This is a genomic window from Microcoleus sp. FACHB-68 (genome assembly GCF_014695715.1).
Lineage (GTDB): Bacteria > Cyanobacteriota > Cyanobacteriia > Cyanobacteriales > Oscillatoriaceae > FACHB-68.
On record NZ_JACJOT010000009.1, the window covers coordinates 211,608 to 225,567 of the forward strand.

Consider the following 13,960-nt stretch of genomic DNA (forward strand, 5'->3'; position numbering starts at 1 on the left):
GCATGGGGCATGGGGGATTGGGCACGGGGAGAATATAAGCAGCTACAACCTCATCTCAGGCTAAGAATTTACCACTCAGCACTCAGGACTCAGCACTTATTTGAAAGTAATTTTCTACAATTTGCACGATGCGTTCGGCGGCATGACCATCTCCGAAAGGATTAACAGCCGTTGCCATTGCTTGATAAGCAACGGGATCGCCTAGCAATTCCGTTGCAGCACCGGCAATGCGATCACAATCGGTGCCAACCAGTTTAGCGGTGCCGGCAGCGATTGCTTCGGGTCTTTCTGTGGTTTCTCGTAACACTAAAACAGGCTTACCTAATGCCGGTGCTTCTTCTTGCAATCCCCCAGAATCCGTCAGCAGCAAATAGCAGCGTTGAATTGCTCCCACGAGTTCTGCATAATCTAGGGGTTCTGTCAGGAAAACTCTGGGATGCTTACCTAAAAGCGCCTGTAGCGGTTCTCTGACGGTGGGATTGCGGTGCAGGGGCAACAGCAAAGCCGTATCTTCAAAGGTGTCTAAAATTTGCAGGAATCCTTTGGCAATTCCTTCAAGGGGTTCTCCCCAATTTTCCCGCCGGTGGACGGTTGCCAGCAGTGTGCGGTATTTATTCCAATCTAAACCGGCAATCTCGCAAGCCGGTTGGCGCTTCGCCACGGTTAGCAGCGCATCAATGACGGTGTTGCCGGTTTGGTGAATTTCACCCGTAACCCCTGATCGGCGCAGGTTTTCCACCGCGAGTGAAGTGGGGGCAAAGTGCAGTTGCGCTAACTGAGAAATTAAGCGCCGATTTGCTTCTTCTGGATAGGGATTTAATAAATCATCGGTTCGCAAGCCGGCTTCTACATGACCGATGGGAATTTGCTGGTAAAAGGCAGCAAGGCTGGCAGCAAACGCCGTCGTGGTATCTCCTTGCACGATTACGAGTTGGGGCCTATTCTCTTGAAAAAAGGCTTCGAGTCCCTGTAAACTGCGGCAGGTAATATCGGTGAGGGTTTGCCCGTGTTGCATGATAGCCAGATCGTGATCAGCATTCAAATCGAACAGTTGCATCACCTGATCGACCATTTCTCGATGTTGGCCGGTTAAAACCACCCGTGTGTCAAAATGGGGGGAACGTCTAAATTGCTGGATTGCCGGTGCTAATTTAATCGCTTCAGGACGGGTTCCCAGAGTGATACAGACTTGAATAGGAAACTTGGGCATTGCAGTTGATTTGACAAGTTTGAGACAGGGTGATTGCAAGCGCAGCTATACAAACAAAGACCACCTGCGTGATCTTAAGAATTGTAGCCGGCGCGGACGGATGTTAAAATCGCCTGGGATATTTAATCCCAAAATTTATCCCTGCATTCAGGAACTTCTGTAACAGAAAAAATCAGGCTATAAATTTTTATTTAATTTGATTCGTTTCGTTTATAATATTTTAAATTTTTATTTTGTAAAATTGTCCGCAGCAAGCCGGTGGAAAGATAATTTTATAAAAACTTTTAATTTTAATTCCCTCCAATTTAAACAGCATTATAGCAGTTTTCAGTTGTATGGAGGTGTTAACGTAGTAGGGACTTCCCTGCTGGAAAGCCCCTAGAGAGATTATTACACGCCTGTATTAAATAGCAACAGATGCCTTTGGTCTAACTACACTTGGGCAAAATCATTGACAGTGATCAAGCCGGCTTGCACTCCAGTTAAAGAAGCAAGAAGTTCATCACCGGCACTAATCAAAGCAGCATTATTACCCGAAGTAATCGTGAGATTTGCGAAGGTTAAACCGGCACTTAAACTCAGCAAATCTTCCCCATCTGTAAAATCGGCAATCGTATCACTGCCGGCACCCGATTTCAGCACAAAACGATCATTGCCGGCACCGCCAGTCAGGATATCATTACCCAAATCCCCGGCGAGTACATCATCCCCATTACCGCCAGTCAGAAAATCATTTTCCTGACCCCCACAAAGGCTATCATTCCCATCCCCACCATCAAGGGTATCACTGCCAATATTCCCGTAAAGCGAATCATCACCCAATTCACCATTGAGCAAGTCATTACCAACATTCCCAATTAACGTGTCATTATCTTTGCCACCGTAGAGATTATCATCGCCTTCACAGCCATCCATAATGTCATCGCCGGCATTACCAAAGACACTATCATTTCCTTCCCCGCCACAAAGGGTATCATTGCCGATATCACCGAGTAAGATATCGTTGCCGGCATCCCCTTTCAGTATGTCGTTATCCTTACCGCCAAAAATTGTATCGTTGCTGTCGCCGCCATCAATAAAATCAGCGCCAACATTACCGAATAGCAGATCGTTGCCGGCACCGCCAAGAATAATATCGTTTCCGATATCACCTAAAAGGATATCCTCACCATTTCCACCCAACAAAGCATCATGATCTTTGCCGCCAAAAATCGTATCGTTGCCATCTTCCCCCTCGATGAAATCATCGTTTTTGTTGCCAAACAATAAATCATTGCTGGCACCGCCATTGAGGGTATCATTACCCATATAACCGATGACAAAATCATCGCCATCTCCTCCCAGAATCGCATCTGCATCTTGACCGCCAAAAGCGGTATCATTGCCGCCACCGGCATCCATGTAATCAGAGCCAAAATTGTTAAATAGTGAGTCATCGCCATCACCGCCATAAACATTATCATTGCCTTCGTATGCAAAGATAATGTCATTACCGCCTTCACCATAAAACGCTTCGCCGTAAAGACTTCCCAGCAAATGATCTACGCCGTTGCTGCCATTGAAATTGCTTTCAACAACATTAGGAATGATGCTGCCGGCAACTAAATTTGGTGTGGGGAAAAGATCACAAAGGCAACTGGTGTCGATGGGTGCCGGTTCAGGTTCAGTCGGTTCAGGTTCAGCCGGCTCAGGTTCAGCCGGCTCAGGTTCAGTCGGTTCAGGTTCAGTCGGTTCAGGTTCAGCCGGTTCAGGAGCACTCACCGCCAAATTAAAGCGATCACCGACACTCGCGCCGGCAGCATCCTTAACCGTTACCAAAATATCAAACGTTGCCTCTGTCCCTTCGGGGGGTGTTCCGGATATCGTGCGTGTTTGTGCATCAAAACTCAACCATGCCGGTAAGGGAGTGCCATCCGCCAGCGTCAACGCATAAGTCAACGCATCCCCATCCGCATCAACAAAGGTATTTTCAGCAAACGTATAACTAAAAACTGTCCCCGCCGTCGCTGTACGATCTGAAATTGGCGTTGCCACTGCTGGCGCAGTATTGGGAGTAGTGTTAACCGTTAAAGAAAACACATCACTGGCACTTGCCACACCATCTGATGCGGATACTTTTACATTAATTGTCCCTAAATTATTCGGTGCCGGTGTTCCTGAAAACGTGCGCGTTGTCGGGTTAAAGCTTAACCAGCTTGGTAAAGCACTGCCATTTTCTAAACTAGCGCTGTAAGTCAGGGTACCGCCATCAACATCCGTGAAAGTATTCTCGGCAATCGTGAAATTAAAGCCGGCATTTTGCGTTGCACTTTGGTCATTAATAATTGCCAATAATGTTGGCGGATCGTTGACTGCGCTAAGACTTAAGTTAACCGTCCCGCCGGCAGCCGAGTAAGCGCTGCCATCAAAGCCATTCCAATTAAAGCTTGTGCTGCCGTTAAAATTGGCAGATGGAGTGAAGGAAAGATTGCTTAAAGAAGCTAACGCAATTTCTTGATTGGCTATGACAGCCGTGCCATTTAAACTTAAGCTGCCATTAGCCGGCAATGTCACAATCTGAATTTTTGTTAAACTGTTGCCATCAATATCGCTAAAGGCACCCGTAAAATCAGCCCCAGTAAAAGTAATAGCGGTGTCTTCAGTGCCGGTTTTATTGATATTTATAACCGTCGGCGGATTGTCGTTATCAGTAACGCTGACATTAACCGAATTAATCGCCAGCGTTGTAGGATAATTGCTATCTGGGCTATTTGTAATCGCGTGGGTAATCGTGCCGACATGAGCGCCTTCACTGACAATAGAATCATCGACAGCACGTACCGTAATTGTTTGGACAGTGAGATCGCTACGAGTGAAGGTTAGAGTGTTGGAAAACGTGGTTCCATCCAAACTAATTTGGGTTTGCGAATCGGCGATAGCTGTAATTTCTACAGAGCCGGTGGGAATTGTATTTAAGGCAATTTGGTAACTGTCGGTAACTCCCCTTTCTGCAACAGAGGTGATGCCATCCGATTGAGTAATTGTAATGCCAGGACTATCGTTATCGGTATTGGTGACATTAATATCAGGTGCATTTAAACCGTTATACTTGGCATCAGTGCTAACAGCACCGGCTGTGATAATTTGATAGGCAACTTCCCCCTCAGCATTAAGATCATCTTGCCCTGTAATCGTGACAGTTTGAGGGGTATTCCAGTTAGTGGAATTAAATGTCATCGATGAAGTGACAGTTCCTTCAGCGGTGTTGGTGCTACTTAAAGCAATAGTGACATCAGCGGTGGGTTGAGTATTAAGTGCAATGGTAAAAGTTGCCGTTCCCCCAGCTTCAGTGGTGTTGAGGGTGACACCGGCAGGAGTAATGGTAAAGCCTGCCGTATCGTCATTGGTAATCGTTGTGGCGGCAGGCGTGGTGATGGGAATTGTTGCTTGGAAACCGACAGGTGCAGTAGGGGAAGAAAGAGAAATTTGTACGGTTTCGTTCTCTTCATCCACAACATCGCCGACAACATCCAGGGTAATGGTTGCAGTTGTCGCACCGGCAGCAAAATTAACGGTATTGGCAGTATTGGTAATGTCGGTGCCGGCAATTTGTATGTTGCTGTAATCTGCGTTATTGCTAGCGGTGCCGGCTAAGTCAAAATTGACGCTGCTAGCTTGATCTGTTCGGCCTGTGCGGGTAATGGTATAGGTGATGGCAGTGGTATTGCCGGTATTTCCTTCCACGACTGTGGGGGTGCCGGCGGCGATGGCATAGTTGATATCATTATCTTCAATGGTTAGCGTGGCGGTGCTATTGGGCGAAACCCTTACCTCGTCACTCGTCGTGTGAGTGAGAGTAACTTGCACCGTTTCACCCGGATCGATAACCGTATCATTGATGGGAACAACGTTAATAATGGCAGCGGTTTCCCCGGCGGCAAAGGAAACAGTTCCGGATAAGGCGGTGTAGTCGGTGCCACTGGAGGCAGTACCCGCTACCGTGTAAGATACCGTGATGCCTCCATCCGTTGCCGGTTCGCTGAGGGTGACGATAAAGCTGCCGACTGTCCCGGCTTCTGTTGGAGAAGTGCCGGCACTGATGCTGACGGTGGGTTCGTTTTCGTAGTAGCGAATTATGCCGTCAGCTGCCCCAACAAAGGCGTCTAAATCACCGTCGCCGTCAATATCGGCTAATGTGGGGGACGCACCAGACCCCACATCCGTGAGGTTGAAGGCGTTGGCTTGAGGGTTCGCAAAGGCTGGGTTGAGGGCGGTGCCGATATTCTCGTAGTAGTACGTGTTGCCATCCCATGCCCCAACAAAGGCGTCTAAATCGCCATCGCCGTCAATATCGGTTAAGGTGGGGGACGCACCCTCCCCCCCCACATTGGTGAGGTTGAAGGCGTTGGCTTGAGGGTTCGCAAAGGCTGGGTTGAGGGCGGTGCCGATATTCTCGTAGTAGTACGTGTTGCCATCCTGTGCCCCAACAAAGGCGTCTAAATCGCCATCGCCGTCAATATCGGCAAAGGTGGGGGAGGCAGAATACCCCACATCCGTGAGGTTGAAGGGGTTGGCTTGAGGGTTCGCAAAGGCTGGGTTGAGGGCGGTGCCGGTATTCTGGTAGTAGTACGTGTTGCCCAACGATTCCCCAACAAAGGCGTCTAAATCGCCGTCGCCGTCAATATCGGCTAAGGTGGGGGACGCATCAAGCCCCACATTGGTGAGGTTGAAGGCGTTGGCTTGAGGGTTCGCAAAGGCTGGGTTGAGGGCGGTGCCGGTATTCTCGTAGTAGTACGTGTTGCCATCCCATACCCCAACAAAGGCGTCTAAATCGCCATCGCCGTCAATATCGGCTAATGTGGGGGACGCATCAGACCCCACATGGGTGAGGTTGAAGGCGTTGGGTGGGGGGGCAGCAAAGGCTGGGGCACTGGCGGTGCCGGTATTCTGGTAGTAGTACGTCTTGCCATCCCTTGCCCCAACAAAGGCGTCTAAATCGCTGTCGCCGTCAATATCGGCAAAGGTGGGGGACGCATGATACCCCACATCCGTGAGGTTGAAGGGGTTGGCTTGAGGGTTGGCAAAAACTGGGGCGCTGGCGCTGCCCATATTCTGGTAGTAGTACGTGTTGCGGTAATATTCCCCAACAAAGGCGTCTAAATCGCTGTCGCCGTCAATATCGGCTAAGGTGGGGACGGCCCGATACCCCACATTGGTGAGGTTGAAGGGGTTGGCTTGAGGGTTCGCAAAGGCTGGGGCGCTGGCGCTGCCCATATTCTGGTAGTAGTACGTGTTGCCATCCCTTGCCGCAACAAAGGCGTCTAAATCGCCGTCGCCGTCAATATCGGCAAAGGTGGGGGACGCACCAGACCCCATATAGGCGAGGTTGAAGGGGTTGGTTTGGGGGGCAGCAAAGGCTGGGTTGATGGCGGTGCCGATATTCTGGTAGTAGTACGTGTTGCCGTCATGTGCCCCAACAAAGGCGTCTAAATCGCCGTCGCCGTCAATATCGGCAAAGGTGGGGAACCCATAAAGCCCCACATTGGTGAGGTTGAAAGGGTTGGTTTGGGGGGCAGCAAAAACTGGGGCGCTGGTGGTGCCGGTATTCTGGTAGTAGTACGTGTTGCCCAACGATTCCCCAACAAAGGCGTCTAAATCGCCGTCGCCGTCAATATCGGCAAAGGTGGGGGAGGCATTATACCCCACATCCGTGAGGTTGAAGGGGTTGCTGAAGGTTTGTTCTTGAAAAGTTGCCATTTTTAGTTTCTCCTCATTACGTTTTGCAGACTTTCTTTGATAGACCTCGGCTATTTTTCTCTGCCGGCCTGTGTTTAAACTTGCTTAAATGAGTGCCGGCATTCACTGCAAAAAGTTAAATAAGGTTCGATTCGGCAGTATATTAGGGTAAAAAACCCTAATATACTGCCGAACATTCGATTAAATGTAGATGCCTATCTGTCTAAATTTAATCTGACTAAAAATACTCGGTTAAATCGGTAAGGGGTGAAAGTAAAGTTAATTTATGAGAACAGAACCAGTCGAGGAAATGAGGAAAGCCAATGATTTTCATGGCTAAAGAGGTTTTTGAGGTTGGATTTGGTTGCTGCACTGCTTAAAAGAATCTCCCAAAAGCGTGATGTGCATTAACTTTTTTGTGACACACCTGTTTGTGGCACACGCGCGATGTCTACGCTAACTTATTAAAATCCGTACGTCCACTATTGACAAAATTAAAAAATATGTTAATTCATTAACAAGTATGTATTTTATGCTTTTATGTTTGGCTCTCTTTTATCACCGGCACTCAATCCCACCCATCAAGATCGCAAAAACCCTGGCTGGGCGAGAGATTGCTTCATCTCCACTTCCCAGAACCAGGGTTTTCAAACTTATGCTAAAAAAGCTTAATACTTAAGCTTTAGCAATGATAGTGCGGTGACGAGGACTGTTCGGTGTAATGGTTGGCGCTTCAAAACCGGCATCTATCAATGTTTGCTCAATGTCTAAAGCAAAATACTCATCCAAATAAGGCTCAGTGCTTTTGAGCAATGTCAAAATGTAAGGCGGCATTTTGCCATAGATTTCTGACTTTGGATTCATATCCATAATTGCCAAATGACCGCCCGGACGCAACAACCGGCGAGCTTCTTTGAAAATCTGCATCGTTACGGTTTGCGGCAGTTCATGACACATTAAAAAGGTGGAAACGAGATCATAAGAAGCGGTGGGTAAGCCGGTGCTTTCTGCCCCAGCATGAACCCAATTAATATCACTATGACGCTGCTGCGAACGCAGGTTTGCAATTGCTAGAAAATAAGGGGATAAATCCACACCCGTAAAATTTGCTTGGGGGAAAATTTCTTGCAGAGCAAACGTACTCATCCCCACACTGCAACCGAGATCCACAATATTCTGCGGAGGGTTTGGTAGATGGGCTTTGAGGATGTCATGATAACTTTGGCGCAGTCTGGCATCCCCCTCAGCACCGGCATCCGGCCAAATGCCGGCGTGAACAGTCCGCGCAGCCACTTCCACTTCAGTTGCCGCCTCCCAGCACAGATCGCCTAATTCGTAGGCGTGGAATGAGCGCAAGTAATATTCTGGATAGGAAATCTGGGGATTTTGCACCTTTGCCATTTCGGCTTCCAAGTCTTGCGAACGCAGTGCTTCTACTTCCTGGTTCCAATGCACCCCTATCCTCTCAGCCCGTTCGATCATCATCTTACGCGCTTGGTGTTTGGCTAGATTTGCCAAAGGTTTGATTGAGAGGACACCATTAACCAGGCGAGACGCTAATCCTGGTGTTGTATTTGCAGCAACAGTCATAATAGGAGGTTGTTATTGTTAGTCTTTACTGGCCTGTTTCCAAGTTTTATTTTAACGGTTAATCGTGCCGGCATGACTTATGCAAAATTGTGAAAACTTATGGCTTTAGGGGCTATTTTGGTTTTGAGAGGTTCTGTAAGCTTTCTACAAAAGTTGAGGATTTGGATTTCTTTAACCGCAGATAAACGCAGATAAACGCAGATAAGGTTAAGAGTTTGGTGCTGAGATTGGAGGTTTGAAAAGGTTAGCCATTGGTTGAGTTGTAGATAATACATTCACAAATTTATGGGCAATTTTAAATAAAAATTTAACCTTTATTTTTAATTAGCATGGATTTGACCATTTGAGAAGCAACAGCATCTGGAATTTCTAACACTTCTTCTAGTTGTCGTAAAAATTCTCGTTCGCTTTCAACGAGGGTGCCATCTGCCATAACCATATTTATGGCAACGGCAAATGCGGTTTCCCGAAGTTTAGGAGGAAGGGCATCTTTAGCTGAATGAACAAGTGTATGTGCTCCTTTTTGCCTGAGTAAATCAAATAACTTTTCTAAAAGTTTGAGTCGCTGCTGGCTTGAATATTTCTTGAAAACTTGTAGGCCGGCCATCGCAGAAACAAGACTTTGTCTTTCTTCGTCGAGCAGATAACCGTCTGCCGCGAGCGCCGCCACTGCAATTGCTGCCAGGGCTTCGGCTTGCGAAAGCGAATTAGGATCTAATTTTTGATCTCTGAATAGTTTTCTAAACAAACCCACTGCATTTGTCTCCTTTTATGAATTGATGCCTTGATGTCTCATTATTGTTGTTTCTGTTGCGCCACACAATAAGGCTGCTGATTTGTTCACAATAATTTTTAAAAAAGTGTGGGAATCGGAAAAGAGGGACGAGGGAAGAGTGGAAGAAATCCCTTATTCCTTTACTTTCCCCCTCTCCCACTCTCGCACTCAGCACTCTAGCGCCTATTTACTGCTGCGCTTGAGAGAAAACAACATCTCTAGCTGATTGGTTGTTTTATTTTCCCAAGTCGCCGTTACACCGACTCCGCGCATCGAGTTAAGGATCGCAGAAGCTGCCGGTGAGATGGGATTACCGGATTGCTCGGTGATGTTATTAACAACCGGCATGATTCGATCCATATCTAGGTAGAAATAGCCTTGATTAGACTTGGGTAAAGAACCGGCAATCGCTTTAAAACTGGGGCTAGTGTCAAGGGGATTCGCCGGCTTATTGGCTATCACATCCACCAAGGGGCCAAGCGCCACAAAGAGGGAGTTTTCATCCAGCCAACCGTACCCTAGCAAAGCACCTTGAGGGATTTTCCACTCGGTGATTTCTTTGTCTCCAATTTTTCGCTGATCAATGCTGAGAAATGGCAGATTTTGCTTAACCAATACCCCCAGTTTGTTAAAGGTGCTATCAGCGGTTTTGCGATCGCCGGTTTCCACAACCAGAGCACTGCCAAATCCAAACTGAGCTAAAATTCCCTGGTTGGATGAAATCACACCCAGGCCAAATTCACCATCCATCCAACCGAAAATTTCTTTATCGGCATCGAGATTAACGGTATCTTTGACCGACTGCCGCACCTGATCCACAGATGCTTTAATTTCAGGCGAGTCTTTTGACTGGGCCACCATTTGAGACCAATATTCGCTGATTTTGTGGCCGGTGACTAGGGCCATTGTTTCAGCGGGAAATTCAGAGACCACAGTGCCTGGGGCCGGTTTAAACTCTTGGGTGATGGCTTGCGGGTTCATCTGTGCGTCTGCTTTCAGCCGCAAACCTTCATTATCCACCCCAAGCCCCATGACGACGGATTGCACTTGCTCTAGCTGCTTGAGTGTGGTTGCCGGCAGTTGCGGTGCCTGTGGGTTGTTCGAGACATATTGCTTCACCACGCCGGCCCAATCGCTGACATAAACTTGAGCGATGGGATTTTGCACACCGGCACCTTTTGCTAACCCAGTTGCCACATCACCTTTACTGGCAAAGGAAGGTTCCCCTTTAAACGTATCAATGGCATTCTCAAGGATTTCTGGTTGGAAAGCCAGCAGCAAATGATCTCCCAATACAGCCGTGTTGTAATTGGTGCCGTTTTCTTCTTTAACATTCGATACAGTAATGCCTTTGTACTGCTTTTCTTCAACCGCAGCCTTTTTTTGGCCTTTCAAGCGGTTGGCAAATTCTAGCGCTTTCAATTTATTTTGAATGCCCACAACCATGAGGACGTTGGATTCTTTACCGGCAGTCTTTTCAGCCGGGGGCATGATGGCGAACATCACCCCGCCCACCCAAGGCTTCAAGTCCTTCTCATAATTAATGTTAGAGTCTGCCAGCATTTGCGCTTGCAAGTTCTGTAAGCCTTGAGTCACCAACTTTTGTGCTTCAGGGCTGCCAAACTGTTTCAATTTTGACCAGTTTTGGGAATCTGTGGCGACAAAGGCGGTCATCAAGGCTTCATCTGGCACTAATTTCGCACTCTCAAGCGGAGTCGAACTCTTGCCGGGAAGTCCTTTAAAGTAAAGGTAGCCCGCCACGCTTCCCGCCGCAACAACAGCCGCCGCAGCTATCAATAGCGGTGTTTTTTTTCCCGAAATTCTTTCTGTCATGGGATTAGTGTCTATCATTTAAACGATATCAACCTCTGTGATGGTGTCACGACACACGCAGGCCGGTTGCTGCGTGCGGGCTACGCAAGCCGCCAGACGCGCTAATCTGGTAAGGAAAAGCGCACGCCGCCCAACATCTAACATAACTAGCAGTAATCGGCCATTACAGGCTCTGAAATTCCCCATGTCGCACTCTTACTTTGATGCAGAAAATAACGGTAACAAATCCTTTGAGTTGCCAGGAGCTCGCCCCCATTACAATCCAGATCGACCGGGCCAAGTAGAACATATTTTCCTTGACCTGGTACTGGAAATTCCCAAAAAAAGCTTCCACGGCAGTTGCACTATTCAGCTAATGCCTGTGCGTAGCGGGATTGACCGGCTTACTTTGGATGCGGTCAACTTGAACATTAAAAAAGTGAAAGCTGATGAAATTAAACAGTCCTTCGACTATGATGGCGAAAAGTTGCACATCCAGCTAGCGCAACCGACCCAAGCCGGCCAGCAATTAACGCTGGAGATCACTTACAAGGTAGACAATCCCCAGCGCGGACTGTATTTCATTGCGCCAGATAAACACTACCCCGACAAACCTGTGCAAGTCTGGACGCAAGGGGAAGATGAAGACTCGCGCTTTTGGTTTCCCTGCTTCGACTATCCCGGACAACTGGCAACCTCTGAGATTCGGGTACAAGTTCCTAAGCAATTCCTGGCTATTTCTAACGGGGAACTGATCGCCACAGAAGATGCCGGTGATGACAAAATTTACCACTGGTTGCAAAAACAGGTGCATCCCACTTACTTGATGACTTTGGCGGTGGGTGAGTTTGCAGAAATTAAGGATGAGTGGAATGGTGTGCCGGTTAACTACTATGTAGACAAAAGCCGGCAAGCAGATGCCCGTCGCAGCATGGGCAAAACACCCCGAATGATTGAATTTTTCAGTCAAAAATTTGGCTATCCTTATCCGTTTCCTAAATACGCCCAAGTTTGTGTAGATGATTTCATTTTTGGGGGAATGGAGAACACCTCAACCACGTTGCTGACGGATCGGTGTTTAATCGACGAACGGGCGGCGTTAGATAATCGCACCACTGAAAGTTTAGTGGCTCACGAATTGGCGCATCAGTGGTTTGGGGATTTAGTTGTGATCAAACATTGGTCACACGCCTGGATTAAAGAAGGAATGGCTTCTTATACAGAGGTGATGTGGACGGAAGAAGAGTATGGTTTGCAAGATGCTGCCTACTACCGGCTCAAAGAAGCCCGCAATTATTTTGCGGAAGATAGCAGCCGGTATCGCCGTCCGATTGTTACCCATGTTTATCGGGAAGCCATTGAATTATACGACCGGCACCTTTATGAAAAAGGCGCTTGTGTTTATCACATGATTCGGGCAGAATTAGGTGACGAACTGTTTTATAAAGCAATTCAAACCTTTGTTCAAGACAACGCCCACGCAACCGTTGAAACCATTGACCTATTAAGAGCGATTGAAAAAGCTACGGGTCGTAATTTGATGTTTTTGTTTGACCAATATGTTTATCGGGGTGGTCATCCAGATTATAAAGTCGCTTATTCTTGGGATGGAGACAGCAAACTCGCTAAAATAACAGTCACGCAAACCCAGGTTAAAGATAGCAGCAATGGTGCCGGTAAAGAGTTATTCGATCTAAAACTACCGATTGCATTTGGTTATATCCAGCAAAGGGAAGACAGCACTGAAGAATCAGAAGAAAAAGAAATAAACTCAGGACTGAGCACTCAGGACTTAGCACTCAAAACTTTCACCGTTCGCGTCCACGAACGAGAGCAAAGTTTTTATTTTCCGCTGCCAGAAAAGCCTCAGTTTATCAGTTTTGATGCCGGCAATCATTTCCTGAAAAAGGTAACACTGGAGTATCCGGTTGCGGAATTGAAAGCGCAGTTAAAGTTCGATCCCGATCCACTTTCTCGCATTTATGCCGCAGAGGCGCTGGCAAAGAAAGGCGGTTTAGAAGTGGTGAAGGCGCTATCGGAATCGCTTCAGAAAGAGGCGTTTTGGGGTGTGCGGGTGGAAGTGGCGAGGCTGCTGGCGAAAATTAAGCTGGATCAGGCGTTTGATGCGTTAGTGGTTGGGTTACAAGACAAGGATGCCGGTGTGCGTGAGGCGGTGGTGGAATCGCTAGCGAAGATTAAGACGCATGAGAGTTACAAGGCGCTCAAGCCAATTGTGGAAAAGGGCGATCCTAGTTATTATGTGGAGGCGGCGGCTATCCGGGCGATTGGGGCAATTGGGGCGGCAAAGCTGAATGAGAAGCCGAAGGAAAGTCAGATTCTGAAGCTGCTGAAGTCGGTTCTGAAGGAACGTGCCGGCTGGAATGAGGTGGTGCGATCAGGTGCAATTGGGGGTTTGAGCCGGCTAAAAACGTCGGAAGATGCTCTAGATATGATTTTGGAATACACGGAAGCCGGTGTACCGCAACCTCTGCGTTTGTCTGCGATTCGGGCTTTGGGCGCGATTTCGGCGGGGCAAACTGCGCTGAATCTAGAACGGATTTTGGATCGGCTGACTGAGTTATCTTGCGAAACGTTCTTTTTGACGCAAGTTTCGGTGGTGTCGGCGCTGGGGCAAATGGAGACGGCGAAGGCGATTGCAATTTTGAGTGCTTTAGCCGATCAAACGCCTGACGGAAGGGTGCGGCGCATTGCAGAAGAAGCGATTCTGAAGGTGCAAAAGAATGCCGGTGCTGATAAAGCGGTGAAGCAGATGCGGGAAGAACTGGATCAATTGAAGAAGGAAAATCAGGAACTTAAGAGCCGGTTGGAGAATCTAGAAGCTAAGTCTAAATAGTTGT

7 protein-coding genes are annotated in these 13,960 nt (G+C 47.8%); 1 reads left to right on the forward strand and 6 read right to left on the reverse strand.

Annotated features, from left to right (window positions below; translation table 11 throughout):
• Nucleotides 1–82 precede the first annotated feature (82 nt).
• From wecB to H6F73_RS16465, 6 genes are all read right to left on the reverse strand, one after another.
• Entirely contained in the window at nt 83–1,210 is a 1,128-nt protein-coding gene (gene wecB, locus H6F73_RS16440; RefSeq protein WP_190759832.1) for a UDP-N-acetylglucosamine 2-epimerase (non-hydrolyzing), read from the reverse strand.
• Nucleotides 1,211–1,642: 432 nt separating this feature from the next.
• Nucleotides 1,643–6,946, reverse strand: a complete 5,304-nt coding sequence (locus H6F73_RS16445) for an FG-GAP-like repeat-containing protein (protein ID WP_190759834.1) — start codon at nt 6,944–6,946, stop codon at nt 1,643–1,645.
• Nucleotides 6,947–7,600: 654 nt separating this feature from the next.
• Nucleotides 7,601–8,515 carry a class I SAM-dependent methyltransferase gene (locus H6F73_RS16450; RefSeq protein WP_190759836.1) on the reverse strand — a complete coding sequence of 305 codons (915 nt, stop codon included), beginning with the start codon at nt 8,513–8,515 and terminating at the stop codon, nt 7,601–7,603.
• Between the two features lie 307 nt (nt 8,516–8,822).
• Nucleotides 8,823–9,269: a tellurite resistance TerB family protein gene (locus tag H6F73_RS16455; protein WP_190759838.1), complete on the reverse strand. Its 447-nt coding sequence runs from the start codon at nt 9,267–9,269 to the stop codon at nt 8,823–8,825.
• Between the two features lie 204 nt (nt 9,270–9,473).
• On the reverse strand, nt 9,474–11,141 hold the full coding sequence (locus H6F73_RS16460) for a DUF3352 domain-containing protein (RefSeq protein WP_199330629.1): 1,668 nt from the start codon (nt 11,139–11,141) through the stop codon (nt 9,474–9,476).
• On the reverse strand, nt 11,142–11,309 hold the full coding sequence (locus tag H6F73_RS16465; protein WP_190759839.1) for a hypothetical protein: 168 nt from the start codon (nt 11,307–11,309) through the stop codon (nt 11,142–11,144).
• Between H6F73_RS16465 and H6F73_RS16470 the strand changes: the two genes are divergently transcribed.
• Entirely contained in the window at nt 11,308–13,956 is a 2,649-nt protein-coding gene (locus tag H6F73_RS16470; RefSeq protein WP_190759841.1) for a M1 family metallopeptidase, read from the forward strand. The two genes, H6F73_RS16465 and H6F73_RS16470, sit on opposite strands and share 2 nt — an antisense overlap.
• Nucleotides 13,957–13,960 lie beyond the last annotated feature (4 nt).